Source organism: Vibrio sp. NH-UV-68, assembly GCF_042940635.1.
Classification (GTDB): Bacteria; Pseudomonadota; Gammaproteobacteria; order Enterobacterales; family Vibrionaceae; genus Vibrio; species Vibrio pacinii.
The window spans coordinates 2,635,282-2,656,359 of the sequence record NZ_CP134975.1; the positions used below are offsets into that span (position 1 = coordinate 2,635,282).

The window sequence follows — 21,078 nt, forward strand, 5'->3', positions numbered from 1 at the left end:
GAAAGTGAAAGAGCCGAAACCCTTCCACTTGCTAATAAAACTTGCTTAGAGCAATCCCTTAAATAGTTGGTGTTACAGCTAGGCGGCAAGCAAACTCAGCCCTATGAGCATAGAGGATCTATGTGATTAGGGTGAGTTTGCGCTGGCAACAACGCTGTAGTGCCAAATATGACAGGGATTAATCTTTTCCTACGTGAAGAATAGCTAAAAACGCTTCTTGCGGCAGTTCGACGTTACCGATCTGCTTCATACGTTTCTTACCTTCTTTCTGCTTCTTCAATAGCTTTTTCTTACGGCTCACGTCACCACCGTAACATTTCGCGATAACGTTCTTACGTAACTGTTTTACCGTCGAACGCGCGATGATGTGGTTACCAATCGCAGCCTGAATCGCGATATCAAACATCTGGCGAGGGATGAATTCTTTCATCTTCTCAACCAACTGACGTCCGCGTGTTTGTGAATGACCTTTATGCGTAATCAGTGCTAAAGCATCCACTTTATCGCCGTTAAGCAGTACATCAACACGCACCATGTCTGACGCTTCGAAGCGCTGGAAGTTGTAATCAAGCGAGGCATAACCGCGTGACGTCGACTTCAGACGGTCAAAGAAATCAAGTACCACTTCAGCCATCGGAATATCGTAGGTGACGGCGACTTGATTGCCGTGATAGACCATATCAACCTGAGTACCACGCTTTTCAACACACAAAGTAATCACGTTACCTAAGTAATCGGCAGGAACTAAGATATTACAACGTGCGATCGGCTCGCGGATTTCTTCGATATCGTTTACCGCTGGCAGTTTTGCCGGGCTATCAACATAAAGCAATGTCCCGTCAGTTTGTACCACTTCGTACACTACGGTTGGCGCGGTAGTGATCAGGTCGAGATCGTATTCACGCTCTAGACGCTCTTGAATGATTTCCATGTGCAACATGCCAAGGAAACCACAACGGAAACCAAAGCCTAGTGCTGCAGAGTTTTCTGGTTCATAGAACAGTGACGCATCGTTAAGGCTTAGCTTACCCAACGCATCACGGAAGTTTTCATAATCGTCAGACGATACAGGGAACAAGCCAGCGTATACCTGAGGTTTTACTTTCTTAAAACCTGGTAGCGCCTTATCACAGCCATTTTTCGCCAGCGTCAGCGTATCACCCACTGGTGCGCCGAGAATATCTTTAATGCCGCACACTACCCAGCCAACTTCACCGGTGTTGAGACCATCCGTATCAACGCGCTTAGGCGTAAAGATACCAATTCGATCCACACCCCAAGTTTGGCCTGTGCTCATCACTTTAATTTTGTCGTTTTTCTTCAGTACACCATTTTTGATACGGACTAAAGACACCACGCCGAGGTAGTTATCAAACCAAGAGTCGATGATCAGCGCTTGCAGTGGTGCATTAGGATCGCCTTCTGGTGCCGGGATCGCAGAAACGATATTTTCAAGTACATCGTCAACACCGATACCGGTTTTAGCACTACAGCGAGTCGCTTCCATCGCGTCAATACCGACGATCTCTTCGATCTCTTCTGCTACGCGTTCAGGATCGGCGGCAGGAAGGTCAATCTTGTTTAAGATTGGCACAACTTCAAGATCCATCTCAATCGCAGTGTAACAGTTGGCTAGGGTTTGCGCTTCCACGCCTTGACCTGCATCGACCACCAACAGCGCACCTTCACAAGCGGCTAACGAACGAGAAACTTCATATGCGAAGTCAACGTGTCCTGGGGTGTCGATAAAGTTTAATTGATAGGTTTCACCATCTTTAGCGGTGTAGTTCAGTGTCACACTCTGAGATTTAATGGTGATACCACGTTCACGCTCTAGATCCATGGAGTCTAGAACCTGCGAGGCCATTTCACGTTCGCTTAATCCACCACATACTTGGATCAAACGGTCTGATAGGGTCGACTTACCATGGTCGATGTGGGCGATAATCGAAAAGTTACGAATGTGCTTCATGATTTGGTGTGACTAAACTCTTTTAAATAGGGACAAGAAAGCCGTTCTACTACCAATCAATTTGGTCTTAGCGGCGGCATTTCAATCAAGTTGGCCGATTCTACCCAATTTCTAGCCGCTTCGCACTAGCTAATTGGTTCGCCCAATACCCTTAATAATATGACTTGCTGCGATGAGCGCTGTTCTAATTGGTAAGACAATCTTTTCGCAACAGCAATACCGCCGACCGTGGCTAGGGCTGAAACACCTATGACTAAGCCTTCGCCCAACCCCAGTAACGGAGCTAACCACCACTGGGTGAAAAACGCGCCTAGGATCATAGCAAACAGCGGCAGCAGATAGACCAGCGCAGCAGATTGTAACAAACTCTTTTCTGGTAAGCCTATCTCAACCACTTGGCCGGGCTTGACCGCTTTGTCAGTAATAAGGTGCCAATGGAGAGATTTATTGCCTACCGCTTTCGAGACGATGCCTGTACCGCAACTTTTTTGTGACGAACAACTACTGCAACTGGTTTGTTGCTCGCAGCTTAACTCAACCTCAAAGCCTTGTGTTTGAGGTTGAACTTTAGCGACCGTTGCCAGTGCCGTCATCATTGGGTGGTACTCTCACTCGGTTTGAAGGTAACAGATTGGGCAATACGTTTGGCTGTCGCTGGCGGAATATCACCAATCACCGAGATTTCGCGCTCACCACGCACAAAACTATGTAAAGTGCGTCGGCCTTGACGAACCAGTTGGCCTTTTAGCGAAAGATTATCGCTATTGGAAACATAAACAGAGAAGCTAAATAAGCCATCGCTGTACATCTGGCTCTCAACCATACGTTCAGTGTTGTTCATACGATAGCGATTAAGCTCATTGGCTTCAAACCCATTAGGAATCCAGCCTACCGTCCAATATGAGTTGGTCACCTGCCCTTTGGGTAGGGATAACACTTGAGGCAGTTTAACGCTATTTAAACCACTGAGTATTTCGGCAATTTGATCATTGATACTGTATGAAATAGTGCGATATTGCTCGAGCACTTCACCATCGCGGTCAACCAGATCGGCACGTAACGGTAGCTTACTTTTTTCATCCACCCACAAGACATATGAGTAGCGCTGGCCATCTTTTGGCACCACGCGCAGCACTTGGCATGCGGTTCCAGCTTCACGTGCACGTCCCACTTGAACAAAGTCATAATAGTTGCTCAAACGCCCAACATCAGAGTTAAGCAATGGGATGGTTGGTGCGACGACATTACCAGACTCGATGGTAAAAGGCTCAACACCCGGTTCGATATAACTGACTTCATCACCACGGCGGATCACTTCGCGCACGGGGCCACTGAGGTAAACCAAGTGGGCAAGCTGCTGATCTTCAGTGCGGGCATGGCGATAAAGCAAAGGCTCAATACTGCTTTTCTTTATCAGTATATAAGAAAGTTCATAATTTAAATGCTGACTCGCTTCGTTCATTTGAAGCAACAAAGCCTCTGCAGTGGGCTCTTCTGCAAAGGCTAGCGTTGTGTTCAAACTGAACAGTGTCAGCGCACTGATCAGAATTTTTTTCATTCAACTACCGTTTCAGGATTATCACTATGCTCAAGCATATTATCGCTATTTAAGCGCAGTTGTAGTTCGTAGTCTTGCAGCATCGCATTAATACGGCGACGTTGCTCTTGAACATTCACCTCGTTGGTATTGGGCTGTTCTACCGACGAACGAGTTAGGCTAACGGGTTCAGCGCTTCCCGCAAACGGTATGGTTTGCAGTACAGGTAAAACATCTGCTTCAGGCCCAGTTGCATCAGTGCCACCATATTGCTGTACACCAAGAATCACAACCAGAGAGACACAAGCTGCCATCGCAACTTGACCAAATTGGTTCAACCAAGCAGGTAGCTGTCGACGTGCCTGTGCGGGAGTCGGCTGTGCTTCAACGTGTCGATGCTGCTCTAATTGAGTCACCGCTGAATGTGCAGGTTCACTCTCTAGTGCTAGCGCCACGCTTTCAGCAATATTCCATTGTGCATTTTCAGGAGCATCACCTCGCATCACATCACCAATTAAATGGTAAGATTTCCAAACGTGCAGGCCTTCTTGATCTTGCTCTAATTCACTGATTAGCGCTTTATCAACCAACTCTCCATCCATGAGTGCTGAAAGTTTCTCTTTGTCAGCCATTATTTTCACCATTAAAGTTACTGATCTAGCGTTGCATTAGCGGTTGAATTTTCTTTTCGACCGCTTCGCGAGCACGGAAGATACGCGAACGTACCGTTCCTACAGGGCAATCCATAACCGCTGCAATTTCCTCGTAGCTTAAGCCATCAAGCTCACGCAACGTCATTGCGGTTTTTAAATCTTCAGGCAGTGCTTCAATCGCACCAAAGATGACCCCTTTCAACTCATTGGACAACGTCAAGTTCTCAGGGTTCGAAATTTCTTTTAATGCACTACCTGTTTCGTAATATTCAGCATCTTCACTATCGACATCTTGTGCCGGTGGACGCCTACCTTGGGCTACAAGGTGGTTTTTTGCAGTATTAACGGCAATCCGATATAACCAAGTATAGAAAGCACTTTCTCCACGAAAGCTAGGAATCGCTCGATATGCCTTAATAAAGGCTTCTTGTGCTACATCGGGAACATCACCCGGATTATTCACATAGCGGGAAATAAGATTACACACTTTGTTCTGGTATTTTGTTACCAGCAAATTAAATGCTTGCTTATCCCCATTCTGAACTCGCTCAATTAATACTTGATCGGTCAGCTGCTCGTTCATTCGAGCGGGTACTCCTATCGTTATTCACTCTTATCTTCTCAGACATGAGTATTAATTATGCAATATGTAGTCTTGACACCACTGTCTACTTGAGCACTATTGTGACCTAGTCAGAAAATTTAAGTTCAAAGTTTTTGCAAATTTTTTAACACAATGACGTACCAAGCTACCTCTGGCTCGATTTTGAGGTTCTAGGTATCGAAATGCAATGGCTATTTCGAGGCAAAAGCATTAAGCAGTGCTACTATAACCGTTTGACGGTAGCTTTAGCTCAGGCGCGTGAGCCATTCTAAAATGATTTAAGAGCGGGATCGCTCGATTGCCTAATTCTTTACCTCCATTGATTGTAGGCGGGATTAGGTACAATTTAACTCGGGAATTTAAAAGTTTTATGAACGCAAACCGTGAACATCAGTGTGATGTGTTAGTGGTGGGTAGTGGTGCCGCAGGTCTGTCCTTAGCACTACGTGTTGCAGAGTTCGGTAACGTTATCGTCCTCAGTAAAGGACCACGCAGTGAAGGGGCAACTTACTATGCGCAAGGTGGTATTGCCGCTGTTTTTGATGAATCTGACAGCATTGAATCTCACGTGCAAGATACCTTGGTCGCAGGCGCTGGCCTATGTGAACAGGAGACGGTCGAGTTTATCGCCACGAATGCCAAGGAGTGTGTTCAGTGGCTGATTGATGGCGGAGTACCTTTTGATCGCGAAGAGAACGACAGCGATGAAGCTCCGCGCTATCACTTAACCCGTGAAGGTGGCCACAGCCATCGACGCATCTTGCACGCCGCTGATGCCACTGGCATGGCGATGCAAACGTCCCTACAAGATAACGTTCATAATCATCCCAACATCCGCGTTTTCGAACGTCACAATGCGTTGGATTTAATTACCGAAGATAAAATCGGCGGTGATGACAAAAAAATTGTCGGGGCGTACATCTGGAACCGTAATCAAGAACATGTCGAAACCGTTCGCGCGAAATTCGTCGTTTTAGCTACGGGCGGCGCGTCAAAAGTGTATCAGTACACCTCGAACCCCGACGTCTCTTCCGGTGACGGCATCGCGATGGCGTGGCGTGCTGGTTGCCGAGTGGCAAACTTAGAATTTAACCAATTCCACCCGACGTGTTTGTATCACCCTGAAGCGCGCAATTTTTTGTTAACTGAGGCGCTACGTGGCGAGGGGGCTTTTTTACTTCGTCCTGACGGCACACGTTTTATGCCCGATTTCGACCCGCGAGAAGAGTTAGCACCGCGTGATGTGGTCGCGCGCGCAATTGACTTTGAGATGAAGCGACTCGGCGCCGATTGCATGTTCTTAGACATCAGTCATAAACCAGCTGACTTTATTGAAAAGCACTTCCCCACCATTAATATGCGCTTGCTCGACCTTGGTATCGACATGACCAAGGAGCCAATTCCTATCGTACCTGCGGCGCATTACACCTGTGGTGGCGTAATGGTTAACCAGAGCGGAAAGACGGATATTGCTCAGTTGTATGCAATCGGTGAAGTAAGCTACACCGGACTGCACGGCGCAAACCGTATGGCGTCCAACTCTTTACTGGAGTGTGTGGTTTATGCCTGGTCTGCGGCTAACGATATTATCGCTTGTCTCGATCAAGCTACTTTACCACCAACGCTACCACCTTGGGACGAAAGTCAGGTGAACAACTCTGATGAAGAGGTGATCATTCAACATAACTGGCATGAATTGCGTCTATTTATGTGGGATTACATGGGCATTGTTCGTACCGACAAACGACTGGAACGCGCCTTACGTCGTATCCAAATGTTGCAACAAGAAACGCACGAGTACTACAGTAACTTTAGAGTTTCGAATAACCTTCTTGAGCTGCGTAACTTACTTCAAGTAGCAGAATTGATGGTGCGCTGCGCCATGGAACGCAAAGAGAGCCGTGGTCTTCATTATACTCTCGACTATCCTGAACTGGCGAAAGAGAGCGGCCCGACCATCTTGGTGCCAGAGAAACTTAAACCGTAACAGACTTAACTGACGACAAAAAGGGAGCTCAATGCTCCCTTTTTAACATCACCACCAATTGTCGATAACTCGACTCGGGCATGCTGTCTCGCCACAGCAATACACGTTGGTTGTTGGCTAAGACAATTAACAACCCAAAAGACATCAACGGAAACAACACCGCTTTAATCACGTAAGTGCCTTGCTCGGTTTGATATTCACGAGGGGAAATAAACGTCACCTCACCGGTCAATGGCGTGGTAAACCAGCTTAGATGCAGTGTGTATTTGATGACTAAAGGCAACAACAGAGTCGTCGCCACGAGAGGAAGTTGAGAGTGAATAACCGTGAAGCAGGCCAACGCTGAAAGCAATCCATTGGCCTGTTTCAAATGATGTGAAGACGTTAAAACTAACCTAACGCACTTTGCTGAGGTTGTGAGCGACAATTTTATCTACCATGGCAGCATGGCCTAGATTTTCACTGCGACCGTGTCCCATGATCCAAGTAAACAAGTCCGGATCATCAGATTCGAGTAGCGAAACAAAATCACGCTGTTCGTTTTCTTGTAGCCCTTCAAAACATTCTTCAAAAAACGGCATAATCACGACATCAAGCTCTAACATTCCGCGGCGACATGCCCATTTAATACGCGCTTTTTCTTCTGCGGTATACATTGTAATTCCTCACCAATATCGGTTGTGTGGGGCGAGTGTAACAAGCAAAACCGCAGACAACTAGTGCGCCAGTCACACTCCCGACGAGACTCGAAATTTTCATCCTTACCCCAAGTAAAATTGACACACTACTCAAAAGGTTGTTTATCACCCGTGATCGGCGATAACATAGCAGCAATATCGACTTAATTAGGTAATCATCATGGATTGGCAAAACGATTTTGCGCCGTTGCAACTGACATCAAGTGACGCACTTCCCTCACTGGCCATTGCTCCTCTCACCACATGGGGTGCCATTACTGTCCAAGGGCAAGATAAAAAATCTTACCTGCAAGGACAGATCACCTGTGATGTTGTCACTCTGGAACCACATCAAGCCACATTTGGCGCACACTGTGATGCCAAAGGCAAAGTGTGGAGCGCATTTCGCTTGTTTCACCATAACCAAGGTTATGCGATGTTTCAGCCCGCAAGTCTGATCGAAAAAGAGTTGGCCGAGCTAAAGAAATACGCCATTTTTGCCAAGGTTGAGTTTGCACACAGTCATGATATTGCTCTGGGTGTGATGGGCAGTGACGCGAGCGCTTTGATTGATAGCCTGTCACCAGATACGGGCGATGTTCGCGTAGTTGAAGGCGGAACGGCCGTCAAAATTGACGATCTGCGTTGGCTGTTACTGCTTACTCCGGCAGCGGCAGAGCAACTGGCAACATCCAGCCATGCTGAAAAAGTCGATCAATCATTGTGGACGCTTCTTGATATTCAAGCCGGCCTGCCACTGCTCACAGCAGAACAGCAAAACGAACACATTCCTCAGGCACTTAATCTTCACGCGCTTGGTGGGATTAGCTTTAGTAAAGGTTGCTATACAGGTCAAGAAACCGTGGCTCGCGCTAAGTACCGTGGCATCAATAAACGGGCTCTCTTTATTGTAAAAGGGGCAGCCGAACGCGATATCGAGCAGAGTGCTGAGCTAGAGCGCGCAGTGGGTGACAACTGGCGTAGCGCTGGTAAGCTGCTTGCCAGCTACCGTTTTAGCGACAATCAAGCCCTGGCCTTGGTAGTCCTACCGAATAATTTAGACAGTGATACACAACTGCGCTTAAAGAGCCAACCAGAACAAGTCTGGCATTTCGCCGAATTGCCATACTCTTTAGATAATGACTAAACCAATCTCCACTCATATCACTCAATACCTTGAGTCGCAGCAGGTGGCCTTTCGTCTGCTGCCTCATCAAACACCCGCAACAACGATTGATGATGCCGCCAAACAACGTGGGATTCGCCCAGAACAAATGGTCAAATCAATAGTCTTGCGTGATATGAGCCATCGTTATGCCATTGCCTGTGCTCCAGGCAATCGTTCGGTTGACCCCAAGAAGGTTCGCTCGCTACTTGAGTGGCGACGAATGACCTGTGTTTCGATGCAAGAGGTTGCTAGCCTAACGGGTTATCAAATTGGTACGGTTGTACCTATTTTACTTAAAACACCGATGATAGTGGTGTTTGATCGGCAGTTACTTAACGAGCCCGAAGTCACCATCAGTAGCGGCTCAAATATGGCAGGCATTGCTTTGCCGTGTCACGATCTGGTTCAATTATGTCAGCCGATCATCGGCGAGATATGCCGCGAACCATAACCTCCACCATATCCCCTCTCGCCAATTGCAAACGATTACATTTTCACATGATCAACTTCGCAGTATTAGCGAAAAATTAATTAAATTATTATTCATTTATAAAGCATAAGTAGTCATAATTGTTTTTATGCAGTATGCTGCCTGTGTTGGTCCAAGTTCGCCCAGGTTTCATTTTTCTGTGCGACACAAGGTTTGCTAAGCAAGACTTATCAAACCGTTGTGAATCCTTCTCCAACAAAAAAGTGTATCCACTGATTGTTTCAGGACATCCACTTTTTGTGTAATGCATCTGTGACTATTCGCCCGCGTTTGAGCGGGCTTTTTTTGTTGTCGATTTTTACACAATTTTCACACTTAACGAAAAAGTTCAACTATTCTTAAAAATGTCATAAACATTGGGCTTAATAGTTCCTGCTCAATACTCCTCTTAAGTTCAAATTACAGAACATAAATGAGGGAGTTATCACAGTTGAGTGGATATTTATCCGTGATTTTGCCTACAGCAACACAAATATCCAATCCAAACTGTTTTTACTGCATATTCCACCATGAAAATCACACTATTAACGGTGGCAAATACGTATAATTTGCAGTGCTTGCTAACTATAAGGAAGGACGTATGAGACTGTTTAAGCGCTATACACCAGGTATGATTGCTAAACACATTAGCCGGCTGTTTAAAGGACGAATTTATATATACGGGGTAGGTAAATTTGAGTTTGATAATGGCAAACTGATGTTGCCAGAGAAGGCAGAAAGCCGACACTTCAAAGCCGTTAAAGAGATAAATAAAGAAGTAATGCGACTGCGCTGCGCCTACGCATAACAGAATATAGAAAGGGTTGGCACTGCCAACCCTTTTGCTTTTACAACATCGGAGACTTAAACTCAGACGGCATCGCCAAATGTGGCAAGTGCCCCTTCAAACCCAGAGCGCGCTTCATGATTTCATCTTTCGCCCCTGGCAATTGAGCGGCGAACTTCATACCAATACCACGAATCAGCTTCTTCGCAGGGTTGTTGCCTTCAAACAGATCTTTGAACCCTTGCATCGCAGCAATCATTTTCGCTGCCTCGGCCTTACGCCAGCGCTCATAGCCTCTCAGGTTACGTTTACTACCAAAGTCTTCACCTTGTTGATGAAGCTCTAACACCTCTTGAGCTAAGCAGGCTGCATCTAACAGGCCTAAATTCACCCCCTGTCCGGCCAAAGGGTGAATGGTATGAGCGGCATCGCCGACTAAAGCAACGCGCTGTGCCACGAAATCACGTGCATAACGCATCTTAAGTGGGAAGGCGAAACGTTCTCCAACCACATCACACAAACCTAAGCGATGATCAAATTCTGCAGTCAGTGCCTTATTAAACTCACCCTCGCTCATCGCAACAAGTCGCTCGGCACGATTCGGCTCGGTCGACCAGACAATTGAGCTGAGATTCTCTTCACCTAAGGGCAAAAACGCCAATGGTCCTTGTGGGGTGAAGATTTGACGCGCCACACGTTGATGAGGCTCCGCGGTGCGAATATTAGCCACAATCGCACTATGACCATAATCCCAATGAGTTAAGGGAATATCTTGCTGTTTCCTCACCCACGAGTTAGCTCCATCAGCGCCGACCACCAACTTGGCAGTAAGTGCTTGGCCATTATCAAGCGTTAACCATGCTTCACGCTCACCAATCGCCATTGAGGCACATTTAGCGGGCATAAATAAAGAGACATTACTTTGCTGTTTGACTTGTTCAAGTAACGCCAACTGAATCACGCGGTTTTCTACAATATGCCCTAGGTCGGGTTGAGCTAATTGCTGCGCCTCAAATTCTATCCGCGCAAAACTATCTTGCTCCCACACTTCCATTGCCCAATATGGAGCACTGCGACGGGCAACAATACCTTGCCACGCGCCAAGGTTACGCAACATCACTTCACTTGAACGACTCAACGCAGAGACACGCACATCCGGTAATTGTGTCAATTCATTCTCAGGCGTACGGCTTTCAATCACGGCGATACGTAGATCCGTCTCTTTAAATGCGGCGGCCAACGCCAAACCGACCATGCCACCACCAACAATCGCGATATCTACACTCTGCATCATTTTTATTGTCCTTTTTGCCGCGGTTAACGAGCGACCAAACCTAACGTTCTTTGTAATAGAGGGGCTTTAAGTAATGTGACATTGTCCATGGCAAATAACCCAATATTTCGCCCTAGCCTCAGTGGCATATAATCATTCGAGAACAGGTGCACTAAGCTTGATGTCATCGCAATGGTTGCTTTGCGGTCATCTTGACGTGCCTGCTTATAGCACTTGAGCCCGTGGTAACAACCTGGATCATCAGAAAATTGTGCGATGGTCTCAGCCAAACTAACCACGTCACGAATCCCAAGGTTAAACCCTTGACCCGCAATCGGATGTAAAGTCTGCGCAGCGTTACCTAGCGCAGCGAAACGGTGTGAGACCGTTTGCTCTCGATAACGTAAAATCAATGGGTAACAAGCACGTTGACCGACTTTATTCAACGCCCCTAAACGCCAACCAAACGCACTTTGCAACTGTTGAAGAAACTCTTCATCATTCGCGTGCATCATAGCGTCAGCATCTTGCGCCGTCAGGCACCACACCAAAGACATACGCTGCTGCGACATCGGCAATAGCGCCACCGGACCTGACTGGGTAAAACGTTCGAAAGCGCGGCCATGATGGGGCTGCTGCGCGGTAATGTTGGCAATCACAGCGACTTGCTCAAAGTCATGCTCGATCAGTTCAAGCCCTAGTTGTTGACAACACGTCGATCCAGCGCCATCCGCAGCAACCAGGAGTTGCCCTTCCAGCTCAAGCTTATTATCTAAAGTCAGTAAGACATGCTGCTGCTCGCGTTCAACGCGCTCAACCGCCGCTGTGATTAAAGTAATGTGTGGATCAAGCTCAACCAGTTGATGATAAATCCGCCCAACATCCGCTAACTCAACCACATACCCTAGAGCCTCTAGCCCCACTTGTTGGTGAGTAATATCCGTCATGCCTGCATGATTACGATCAGACACGTGAATATGTTCAATCGCAGTGGCTACTTTACTGATTTCATGCCATAGACCAAGCTGTTTCAGCAAGGCAACCGTACCATAGCAAAGCGCAATTGAACGTGAGTCAAAGCCTGGATGGGCCTGATGATCCACTTTGAAAGGCTCAATCACAGCAATCGATAATGGCGAGGGTGACAATTTATTAATCGCCAACGCCAACGTCATTCCTGCCATGCCGCCGCCGGCGATGATCACATCAAATTGCTTCATAGGAGTACCGATTTAATGAATCGTAGGCGTTGATTGAATTTGCACTTTTTGACCAAACTCGGCATGAATAGTCAAGACGCACGCTTTTACATGCTCAATCACTTGCTCAAGAAGGTGGCCTTGCTCGGTGAGATCATCGTCTTCATCAATGCCGAGTTTCGCGATCTCTTCAAGATCCGCAAGCGCTTCTTTTATATCGCTCGATGCTTTGTTCAATTTGGTATTAACCAAGCCTAAACCTGAGATAAAATGATTAACCCAATCGGCTAAACCATCTGCCACATCAAATAATGTCGCGCTTGCTTCTTCGTCTGGCAGCAGTAGTTCAAGATCCATACCTGATCCGGTCAGGTCCGCAACTGAAGCATCCAACGTCGCAGTGGTGATTTGCAAGACTTTGCTTGGCCACCCCATTCCTTCACTGACATAGTCAAACACCATTGGCTGCCAACTTTTATCAGTAAGATTGAGACCGCCACTTAACATACCAACGAGTAAACCGTGTAACTCCGCAGGGTTGACTGCTAAGCCCGCAGACTGCAGTTCACTGGCAAATGTCAGATAATCAGGTAGTTTGGTATCGCTCATTACAATGACCTAAATTAGAAAAAATAACCTCAATCGTACCATTTACTAAAGCGAGCGAAAACGAGCGATTGGCCAATTGTGGGTAGCTTTTGCACAAATTGCCCAATTACTGTGTGATTGCACGCTGATTTGGATTTGCGTTAGGGAAAAGCTTGAATCTTAATACACCTTTTTCTATAGTTTGCCCTTCGGTGATTATCTGCTTATCACCTCAAGCAATAGATATAGAGTCGATATGAGCAATCAAGCGGTAGAAGTTGAAATCTTAGGCAAGCTAACTCTGGTGAACTGCCCAGCAGGACAAGAAGAGTCTTTGATCAAGGCTGCAGCCCATCTCGATGAGCGCCTAAAAGATATGGCAGCTAAGACAAAAATCACCAACGAAGTACAACTTCTTACCTTTGTTGCGCTAAACTTTTGTCATGAACTTGAAACACGTGACAGTGACTCAAAGCAGAAACAAGAAGCACTTTTTGAGCGCATGGAGCAGCTCTCAGCATCGATAGACAGTGCAATCAGTAAAGTGAAGCCAGGACAGCAGTAAGCTTTACAACAAGAATTTACCCTGGAGTGTGCGTGAGGGGATTAAGTCCCTGAGCCGATAAGCAATACCTAAGGGTTGGTACTTGATAGCTATTGAGCAAGCTCGGCTTGAACCGAGAAGCCTACGGTTATCTCTGCTGATCCGCCTTGAACCAGCTGGTTCAAGGGTCGATATCTCCAACGGCACTCTGGGGTATTCCAATTTGGTACCCAGACAGAATGGGTACCACCATGACTTTATCACGTCAACAATTTCGCCGCGCAATTCGCCATAAGCGCAATCAGTTAAGTAGTGATGTACAATATTTGGCGAGCGTCGACCTCGTCCATCAATTTTCGGCCCTACCCGAACTGGCCGGTGCTCAGCACATTGCCCTTTACCTAACCGCCGATGGTGAAATTGATACCAAGCCACTGATCCAATGGTTGTGGCAGCAAGGTAAACACACCTACTTACCCGTTATTCATCCCTTTTCATCGGGCCATCTGCTTTTCCTGCGCTACGAGAAGACTACGCCGATGGTGCTCAATCGTTACTCGATTGCCGAACCTAAACTCGATGTGACTCAAATTCTTCCCACAGCGCAACTTGACCTTATCTGTACGCCACTGGTGGCATTTGCTCAAGATGGGCATCGACTCGGCATGGGCGGCGGCTATTATGACCGCACCCTTGCCCCTTGGTTTGCGACTCAACAAGGGCCAAAACCGATTGGGCTCGCGCACGATTGCCAACACGTCGATAAGTTGCCTGTCGAGTCTTGGGACGTTCCACTACCTAAAATAGTGACCCCAAGCCAGATCTGGGATTGGGAATAGAGTTAGTTTGACGATATAATCGCGCCGCAAACGATATTACTACCGCTTTAGGAGATGAGCATGACTCAAGATGAAATGAAAAAAGAAGCTGGTTGGGCAGCACTTAAGTATGTTGAAAAAGACAGCATTGTTGGTGTTGGTACTGGCTCGACCGTTAATCACTTCATCGATGCACTTGCAACTATGAAAGACGATATCAAAGGTGCAGTTTCAAGCTCAGAAGCGTCGACCGAAAAGCTAAAAGGCTTAGGCATCGAAGTTTTTGACTGTAATGAAGTCGCGGCGCTGGATATTTACGTTGATGGTGCTGATGAAATTAACTCGGCACGCGACATGATCAAAGGTGGTGGTGCGGCACTTACTCGTGAAAAAATTGTCGCTGCTATTTCTGATAAATTTGTGTGCATTGTCGACAACACCAAAGCAGTTGATGTCCTTGGCCAATTCCCACTCCCTGTCGAAGTAATTCCAATGGCACGCTCTTATGTTGGACGTGAACTGGTTAAACTCGGCGGTGACCCAGCCTATCGCGAAGGTGTGATCACTGATAACGGTAACGTGATCCTAGATGTACATAACCTAAAAATTACAGATCCAAAAGCATTAGAAGATAAGATTAACTCTATTGTTGGTGTCGTAACGGTTGGTCTGTTCGCTCACCGCGGCGCTGACGTCGTCATCACAGGTACACCTGAAGGCGCAAAAATCGAAGAGTAACTTGCGATTTTTTGTTATTTCATTACAAGCGGCGCCATTCGGCGCCGTTTTTTCATTTCATACAATAAAAATTATGCCTTATTCCGTAATTTTCTTACCCAAATTGTTTTTTTTTTGATAACTTAATGGTCAGAAGACGCACAAGGAAAACGTTTGCGTAACACTAAGCGCAGATCAAAACGTTTGCTTTATCTGTTTTTGCCCAATGTGCGCCAGTTAAGCCCAATTTCCCCACTTTAAGGAAGAAGACAATGGCCAAAGTTTCGCTGCAAAAAGATAAAATAAAAATACTTTTGCTTGAAGGTCTACACCCATCAACTGTAGAAGTTCTTCAAGCATCGGGTTATAGCAATATCGAATACCACAAAGGCTCTCTCGCTGAAGATGAGCTATTAGAAGCGGTAAAAGATGTGCACTTCATCGGTATTCGCTCACGCACTAACCTATCCCAGCAAGTGATCGACGCCGCTGAAAAGCTAGTGGCGATCGGTTGTTTCTGTATTGGTACCAACCAAGTTGATCTCAACGCAGCAGCTTCACGCGGTATCCCTGTCTTCAATGCCCCATTCTCGAATACACGTAGCGTTGCGGAACTGGTACTTGGTCAAATACTATTGCTATTGCGCGGTATTCCAGAAAAGAATGCTCTTGCTCATCGTGGGATTTGGAAAAAGAGCGCCGATAACTCATATGAAGCGCGCGGAAAGCGTCTAGGTATTATTGGTTACGGTCATATCGGTACTCAGTTAGGTATCATTGCTGAAAACCTCGGCATGCGTGTTTACTTCTACGACATCGAAAACAAACTGTCTCTCGGTAATGCCACTCAGATACCAACCATGAGTGAGTTACTCAATAAGTGTGACGTCATTTCCTTGCACGTACCTGAAACACAAGAAACCAAGAATATGATGGGCACTGAAGAGTTTGCTCGTATGAAGCCAGGTTCGATCTTTATCAACGCCGCACGAGGCACTGTCGTTGATATTGAAGCGCTTTGTCATAGTTTAGAGTCAGGCCACTTATCTGGCGCAGCTATCGATGTATTCCCAACCGAACCTAAAACCAATGCAGATCGCTTTGAGTCACCACTGCAGAAATTCGACAACGTCATTTTGACCCCACACGTTGGTGGTTCAACGCAAGAAGCCCAAGAGAACATTGGTGTTGAAGTGGCGGGCAAATTGGCCAAGTACTCAGATAACGGCTCAACGCTTTCAAGTGTTAACTTCCCTGAAGTATCACTACCTGAGCACCGCGATTGTTCACGTTTGCTGCACATCCACCAAAACCGTCCTGGTATCCTAACGCAAATTAACACTATTTTTGCTGAAGAAGGCATTAACATTGCGGGTCAATACCTGCAGACAGCGGCAGATTTTGGCTACGTTGTTATTGATGTCGAAACAGAACGCTCTGAAGAAGCCTTGGCAAAACTGAAAGAAATCGAAGGCACCATACGTGCACGTATCCTGCACTAAGCACGGATAGCTAGAACAAAAAAACCACCGTAATAACGGTGGTTTTTTATTATAATCAGGGTGTTATGGTTTTAAAGCCCGTTCACCACGTGCAATCCCAACCACACCACTACGCGCAACTTCAATCACTTCAGTGACTTCTGAAATAGCCTGAATAAACGCATCAAGCTTTTCACTTGTGCCCGCCATTTGGACGGTATACTGAGAAGCGGTCACATCGACAATTTGGCCACGGAAAATATCTGCGGTACGCTTAACTTCTGCGCGCGAAAATCCGCTCGCTTTGACCTTAACCATCATTAACTCACGCTCAATATGATCCAGCTCTGTCACTTCCTGAACCTTTAGCACATCGATCAATTTATTAAGCTGCTTCTGGATCTGCTCAAGCTCCATATCATCAGAGATAGTGGTAATATTCAGGCGCGATAACGTCTCATCATCGGTCGGTGACACGGTCAAAGATTCTATGTTGTAAGCACGTTGAGAGAATAAGCCAACCACACGAGACAAAGCACCGGGTTGGTTTTCTAATAGCAATGAAATAATGTGTCTCATATTAAGTTCTCTCCGTTTTGCTTAACCACATTTTGTCCATACCTTCGCCTTTAATCTGCATCGGATAAACATGCTCGGTCTCATCCACATTGATATCAACAAATACCAAACGATCTTTCATATCTAGCGCTTGCTTAAGACCGGCTTCGAGTTGATCGGGCGTTTCAATGCGAATACCGACATGACCATACGCTTCAGCGATGGCGGCAAAATCGGGAACGGAACTCATGTATGAGTTAGAGTGTCTGCCTTGGTAAATAATATCTTGCCACTGTTTGACCATGCCTAAGAAACGGTTGTTCAAGTTAATAATCTTAACTGGAATGTCATATTGCAACGCGGTTGATAGCTCTTGAATATTCATTTGAATACTGCCATCCCCAGTCACAACTACAACCTCCTCATCAGGTTTGGCAAACTTCACTCCCATCCCTGCTGGTAAACCAAAACCCATCGTGCCCAAGCCGCCTGAATTGATCCAGCGACGAGGTTTGTTAAACGGATAATAGAGAGCTGCGAACATTTGGTGTTGGCCAACGTCTGACGCCACATAGGCATCGCCATTGGTTAGTTTATGTAGAGTTTCAATAACTTGCTGGGGCTTAATACGCTCTGGCGACTTCTCGTAAGAAAGGCATTGACGGTCACGCCACAATTGTATGTTATCCCACCAGCGATTTAAGGCATCTTGATCGTTGCTACTGCCCTGCTCTTCAAGCAAGTTGACCATGCTTTGCAGCACTTTATCGGCAGAGCCCACAATCGGAACATCGGCTTTCACATTCTTAGAGATCGAAGAAGGATCGATGTCGATGTGCATCACTTTCGCATTCGGACAGTACTTTTCTAGGTTATTGGTGGTTCGATCATCAAAACGAACCCCGACGCCAAAGATAAGATCAGCTTCGTGCATCGCCATGTTCGCTTCATACAAACCATGCATGCCTAACATGCCCAGTGAGTTTTTATGCGTACCGGGAAAAGCGCCTAATCCCATCAAAGTACTCACAACTGGAAGGTTGAGCATTTCGGCAAGCTTAATTAGAGGCTGCTCAGCTTCAGAAATAACGGCGCCACCACCAACATATAATACGGGTTTTTTCGCTTCAAGCAGCGTCTTGAGGCCTTTCTTTATCTGACCTTTATGACCCGTTGTCGTCGGCTTGTATGAGCGCATTGACAGCGATTGAGGGTACTCATAAGGCAGCTTATTAAGTGGGTTCAAGACATCTTTGGGCAAATCGATGAGAACTGGGCCAGGACGACCTGTGGTCGCAATATAAAAGGCTTTTTTGACCGTTTCAGGAATGTCTTCTGCTTTTTTTACTAAAAAGCTATGTTTAACCACAGGGCGAGAAACACCAACAATGTCGCACTCTTGGAAGGCATCATTACCGATCATGTTATTGGGCACGTTGCCGGAAACAACGATCATTGGAATAGAGTCCATGTAAGCTGTCGCAATACCTGTAATGGTATTGGTCGCACCAGGACCTGAACACACTAACACCACACCGGGGTTGCCTGTTGCCCGAGCATAGCCATCAGCCATATGCGTTGCGGCTTGTTCATGACGCACCAGAACGTGCTTGATTTGATCATCTTTCGCATGAAGCGCGTCGTAAATATCTAAAACAGATCCGCCAGGATAACCAAAGATCTGTTCAACACCTTCTTCGATCAGAGATTGAACAACCATCTCCGCGCCGGATAACATTGTTGTCATATTTTTCTCCTTAACCAGTTTGTCATTGTGTAAGGTCAACGCAATGGGCTGGTTTTTCATAGTCTAGGGCTTATTCGTAGCCTAATTCGAAATACTTCCACTTTTTCGGCTATGTCTTGCTTATTGGTAACATAAAGCAAGCTAACGCAACAAATGTAACGCTTTCTTAGCAACGGGTCTAATGCGATGTTTGTCTCAGTTTGAACTTAATCCTGCCTAACCATACATCATTGCACGATAGATTGGCCAATTAACACATATCCAGTCATATAAACCATTAAATAAGAAAAATTCACGCTATTATTTTACTTGGATAGCAGTGATTGCGGCGAATGAAATGGCCGACCTCTTCGAGCTTAAGGCCATAAAAAATCCCCCAGCAAGCGACAAAGCCTGCTGGGGGATTTTTAATCAGTTAATAATTTAACTCAGCGGAAACTACTTTTTATCGTGTTTATCCGTGTACATTTCTTCAATTTCGTCTTGATACTTGTCGTTAATCACTTTGCGACGCAGTTTCTGAGTGGGAGTCAGTTCCCCATCATGCATAGAAAAAGCTTTAGGCAGTAGTTTAAATTTTTTGACCTGCTCAAATTTGGCCAATTCTTTCTGCAACCCATTAACCCGCTTCTCTAGCATTTCAACGATTTGGTGATGCTTAATCAACTCAACACGGTCTTGATATTTTATATTGAGCTCTTTTGCGTACTCTTCTAAAGAGTCATAACAAGGTACAATAAGTGCTGAAACAAATTTACGGGTATCAGCGATCACGGCAATTTGTTCAATAAAGTGATCTTTACCAATCGCCCCTTCGATCATTTGTGGGGCAATGTACTTGCCACCAGAAGTCTTCATTAACTCTTTGATACGGTCGGTAATGAAAAGGTTACCGTTTTCATCAATATGGCCTGCATCACCCGTTTTCAAAAAGCCATGTTCATCAAACGTTTTTGCCGTTTCTTCTGGCATTTTGTAATAGCCACGCATGACCATCGGACCACGCACTAAAATCTCGTTGTTGTCACCAATCTTAACCTGAGCCCCTGGCATAGACATACCAATCGAGTCTGGGTTGAAACACTTATCATCCCAACACGATACGGTCGCGGTAGTTTCTGTCATGCCGTAGCCGAGCTTAACGTTGATACCAAGGGCATGAAAGAAGCGGCCAATGGTCTCGTCTAACTTAGCGCCACCACACGGCATAAAGTTAATATTACCGCCAAGCAGAGCACGCAATTTAGAAAGTACGATTTTATCCGCTAAAGCGTGCGACTTTTTCAATAGCAGCGAAGGTTTACGACCTTGCTGATGACAAAGCGCCATCTTAGCGCCCATATTCACCGCCCAAGTAAACATCACTTTGCGAATAAATGGTGCTTTAGCGACTTTTTCGTGAATGGCTGAGAAGATCTTCTCGTAGAAACGCGGTACCGCACACATCACCGTCGGGCGCACTTCACTTAATGCGTCACGCACTTGCATGGTGTCTTTGAGGTAACAGTTGGTCGCGCCTTTGTACAACACATAAAACGTCCATGCGCGTTCAAATACATGCGATAGCGGCAAGAAACATAATGACACATCAGATTCTGATAAGCTTAGGCGCTCATCGTGTCCCTCAAGCTGAGCAGCAATGTTCGCGTAATCGAGCATCACCCCTTTTGGCTGGCCTGTTGTGCCAGAGGTGTAGATAAGGGTAAGCAGATCATCAAAGTTAGCTTGATCAAGACGAGCATCCAACGCTTGCTGCTGATCACTGTCAACATTGGCAATAAACTGCTGCCAACCAATGGCAAAGTCGTGATTGCCTAAGTCGACGTCATCTGACATCGCGACAATCAACTCAAGGTCTGGGCACTGTTGAAATATATCGACTGCGGCATCAAATTGTTCCTGCTCACCGACAAACAACACTCTGACATCAGCATCTTGCAAAATGTACGCAGATTGCGCTGCGGTATTGGTCGGATAAATAGGGACAGTAACGGCACGCAACTGCAATGCGGCAAAGTCTGCCACCGTCCATTGTGGCATGTTGTTGGAGAAGATTCCGATCTTGTCCTGAACTCGGATTCCTTGAGCTAATAGTGCAAGGGAAAGTGCATCTACCTGCTGACCAAACTGCTTCCAGCTAATGCCGTTCCACATATTGCCGACTTTATGTTTAAGTGCAATACGGTCGCCACGTTGTGCAATCTGGTTTCGAATTCGTTTTACAATATGAAAATCTAGGTTGGCCATCTCTATTACCTTTAGCTTACACATGTAAGCTTTAATCAGCGCACAAGTGTAC

The 21,078-nt window shown here is 46.1% G+C and carries 21 protein-coding genes and 1 other RNA gene; 9 read left to right on the forward strand and 13 right to left on the reverse strand.

Annotated elements, in window-relative coordinates:
- Positions 1 to 178: 178 nt before the first annotated feature.
- From lepA to rpoE, 5 genes are all read right to left on the reverse strand, one after another.
- The gene (gene lepA, locus ViNHUV68_RS12010) at positions 179 to 1,972 is read right to left on the reverse strand and encodes a translation elongation factor 4 (protein ID WP_038174252.1); all 1,794 of its coding nucleotides are present in this window, start codon (positions 1,970 to 1,972) and stop codon (positions 179 to 181) included.
- A 125-nt stretch (positions 1,973 to 2,097) separates the two neighbouring features.
- The gene (locus tag ViNHUV68_RS12015; RefSeq protein ID WP_038174253.1) at positions 2,098 to 2,568 is read right to left on the reverse strand and encodes a SoxR reducing system RseC family protein; all 471 of its coding nucleotides are present in this window, start codon (positions 2,566 to 2,568) and stop codon (positions 2,098 to 2,100) included.
- Positions 2,565 to 3,530, reverse strand: coding sequence for a sigma-E factor regulatory protein RseB (gene rseB / locus ViNHUV68_RS12020; RefSeq protein ID WP_391088306.1), 966 nt, complete (start codon positions 3,528 to 3,530; stop codon positions 2,565 to 2,567). Before rseB ends, ViNHUV68_RS12015 begins: the two co-directional genes overlap by 4 nt.
- Positions 3,527 to 4,141 (reverse strand): RseA family anti-sigma factor, encoded by a 615-nt coding sequence (locus ViNHUV68_RS12025; RefSeq protein WP_391088308.1) that lies wholly within the window; start codon positions 4,139 to 4,141, stop codon positions 3,527 to 3,529. Before ViNHUV68_RS12025 ends, rseB begins: the two co-directional genes overlap by 4 nt.
- Positions 4,142 to 4,166: 25 nt before the next feature.
- Entirely contained in the window at positions 4,167 to 4,745 is a 579-nt protein-coding gene (gene rpoE, locus ViNHUV68_RS12030) for an RNA polymerase sigma factor RpoE (protein ID WP_038174257.1), read from the reverse strand.
- 391 nt (positions 4,746 to 5,136) lie between these two features.
- On the opposite strand from rpoE, the gene nadB reads away from it, so the two are divergent.
- The gene (nadB, locus tag ViNHUV68_RS12035) at positions 5,137 to 6,753 is read left to right on the forward strand and encodes an L-aspartate oxidase (protein ID WP_391088311.1); all 1,617 of its coding nucleotides are present in this window, start codon (positions 5,137 to 5,139) and stop codon (positions 6,751 to 6,753) included.
- A 28-nt stretch (positions 6,754 to 6,781) separates the two neighbouring features.
- Here nadB and ViNHUV68_RS12040 read toward each other — a convergent pair whose 3' ends face one another.
- Positions 6,782 to 7,123: a protein YgfX gene (locus ViNHUV68_RS12040; RefSeq protein WP_391088313.1), complete on the reverse strand. Its 342-nt coding sequence runs from the start codon at positions 7,121 to 7,123 to the stop codon at positions 6,782 to 6,784.
- A gap of 25 nt (positions 7,124 to 7,148) precedes the next feature.
- Positions 7,149 to 7,409, reverse strand: a complete 261-nt coding sequence (locus ViNHUV68_RS12045) for a succinate dehydrogenase assembly factor 2 (RefSeq protein ID WP_038174259.1) — start codon at positions 7,407 to 7,409, stop codon at positions 7,149 to 7,151.
- Positions 7,410 to 7,611: 202 nt separating this feature from the next.
- Between ViNHUV68_RS12045 and ygfZ the strand changes: the two genes are divergently transcribed.
- The 3 genes from ygfZ (at position 7,612) to ViNHUV68_RS12060 (ending at position 9,875) form a co-directional block, all read left to right on the forward strand.
- A complete protein-coding gene (ygfZ, locus tag ViNHUV68_RS12050; protein ID WP_391088314.1) occupies positions 7,612 to 8,577 on the forward strand; it encodes a tRNA-modifying protein YgfZ in 966 nt (321 codons plus the stop codon).
- The gene (locus ViNHUV68_RS12055) at positions 8,570 to 9,049 is read left to right on the forward strand and encodes a YbaK/EbsC family protein (RefSeq protein WP_391088316.1); all 480 of its coding nucleotides are present in this window, start codon (positions 8,570 to 8,572) and stop codon (positions 9,047 to 9,049) included. Before ygfZ ends, ViNHUV68_RS12055 begins: the two co-directional genes overlap by 8 nt.
- Before the next feature lie 619 nt (positions 9,050 to 9,668).
- On the forward strand, positions 9,669 to 9,875 hold the full coding sequence (locus ViNHUV68_RS12060) for a DUF1107 domain-containing protein (protein WP_038174262.1): 207 nt from the start codon (positions 9,669 to 9,671) through the stop codon (positions 9,873 to 9,875).
- Positions 9,876 to 9,915: 40 nt separating this feature from the next.
- Here ViNHUV68_RS12060 and ViNHUV68_RS12065 read toward each other — a convergent pair whose 3' ends face one another.
- The 3 genes from ViNHUV68_RS12065 to ViNHUV68_RS12075 are packed head-to-tail and all read right to left on the reverse strand — an operon-like array spanning position 9,916 to position 12,935.
- Positions 9,916 to 11,148, reverse strand: coding sequence for an FAD-dependent 2-octaprenylphenol hydroxylase (locus tag ViNHUV68_RS12065; protein WP_038174263.1), 1,233 nt, complete (start codon positions 11,146 to 11,148; stop codon positions 9,916 to 9,918).
- Positions 11,149 to 11,171: 23 nt separating this feature from the next.
- Positions 11,172 to 12,347: a 2-octaprenyl-6-methoxyphenyl hydroxylase gene (ubiH, locus tag ViNHUV68_RS12070; RefSeq protein ID WP_391088318.1), complete on the reverse strand. Its 1,176-nt coding sequence runs from the start codon at positions 12,345 to 12,347 to the stop codon at positions 11,172 to 11,174.
- 12 nt (positions 12,348 to 12,359) lie between these two features.
- Complete coding sequence (locus tag ViNHUV68_RS12075; protein ID WP_391088320.1) at positions 12,360 to 12,935, reverse strand: UPF0149 family protein; 576 nt, start codon at positions 12,933 to 12,935, stop codon at positions 12,360 to 12,362.
- Positions 12,936 to 13,170: 235 nt separating this feature from the next.
- Between ViNHUV68_RS12075 and ViNHUV68_RS12080 the strand changes: the two genes are divergently transcribed.
- The 5 genes from ViNHUV68_RS12080 (at position 13,171) to serA (ending at position 16,495) form a co-directional block, all read left to right on the forward strand.
- Positions 13,171 to 13,479 carry a cell division protein ZapA gene (locus ViNHUV68_RS12080; RefSeq protein WP_038174267.1) on the forward strand — a complete coding sequence of 103 codons (309 nt, stop codon included), beginning with the start codon at positions 13,171 to 13,173 and terminating at the stop codon, positions 13,477 to 13,479.
- A 15-nt stretch (positions 13,480 to 13,494) separates the two neighbouring features.
- Positions 13,495 to 13,677, forward strand: a non-coding RNA gene (ssrS, locus tag ViNHUV68_RS12085) — 6S RNA.
- A 32-nt stretch (positions 13,678 to 13,709) separates the two neighbouring features.
- The gene (locus ViNHUV68_RS12090; protein ID WP_391088323.1) at positions 13,710 to 14,297 is read left to right on the forward strand and encodes a 5-formyltetrahydrofolate cyclo-ligase; all 588 of its coding nucleotides are present in this window, start codon (positions 13,710 to 13,712) and stop codon (positions 14,295 to 14,297) included.
- A 60-nt stretch (positions 14,298 to 14,357) separates the two neighbouring features.
- Complete coding sequence (rpiA, locus tag ViNHUV68_RS12095; RefSeq protein WP_038174268.1) at positions 14,358 to 15,014, forward strand: ribose-5-phosphate isomerase RpiA; 657 nt, start codon at positions 14,358 to 14,360, stop codon at positions 15,012 to 15,014.
- Between the two features lie 251 nt (positions 15,015 to 15,265).
- Complete coding sequence (gene serA / locus ViNHUV68_RS12100; RefSeq protein WP_038174269.1) at positions 15,266 to 16,495, forward strand: phosphoglycerate dehydrogenase; 1,230 nt, start codon at positions 15,266 to 15,268, stop codon at positions 16,493 to 16,495.
- 63 nt (positions 16,496 to 16,558) lie between these two features.
- On the opposite strand, the gene ilvN is transcribed toward serA, so the two are convergent.
- The 3 genes from ilvN to ViNHUV68_RS12115 form a co-directional block, all read right to left on the reverse strand.
- The gene (gene ilvN / locus ViNHUV68_RS12105) at positions 16,559 to 17,053 is read right to left on the reverse strand and encodes an acetolactate synthase small subunit (protein ID WP_038174270.1); all 495 of its coding nucleotides are present in this window, start codon (positions 17,051 to 17,053) and stop codon (positions 16,559 to 16,561) included.
- Position 17,054: 1 nt separating this feature from the next.
- The gene (locus ViNHUV68_RS12110) at positions 17,055 to 18,779 is read right to left on the reverse strand and encodes an acetolactate synthase 3 large subunit (RefSeq protein ID WP_391088326.1); all 1,725 of its coding nucleotides are present in this window, start codon (positions 18,777 to 18,779) and stop codon (positions 17,055 to 17,057) included.
- Between the two features lie 438 nt (positions 18,780 to 19,217).
- Complete coding sequence (locus tag ViNHUV68_RS12115; protein ID WP_391088328.1) at positions 19,218 to 21,026, reverse strand: AMP-binding protein; 1,809 nt, start codon at positions 21,024 to 21,026, stop codon at positions 19,218 to 19,220.
- Positions 21,027 to 21,078: the final 52 nt, after the last annotated feature.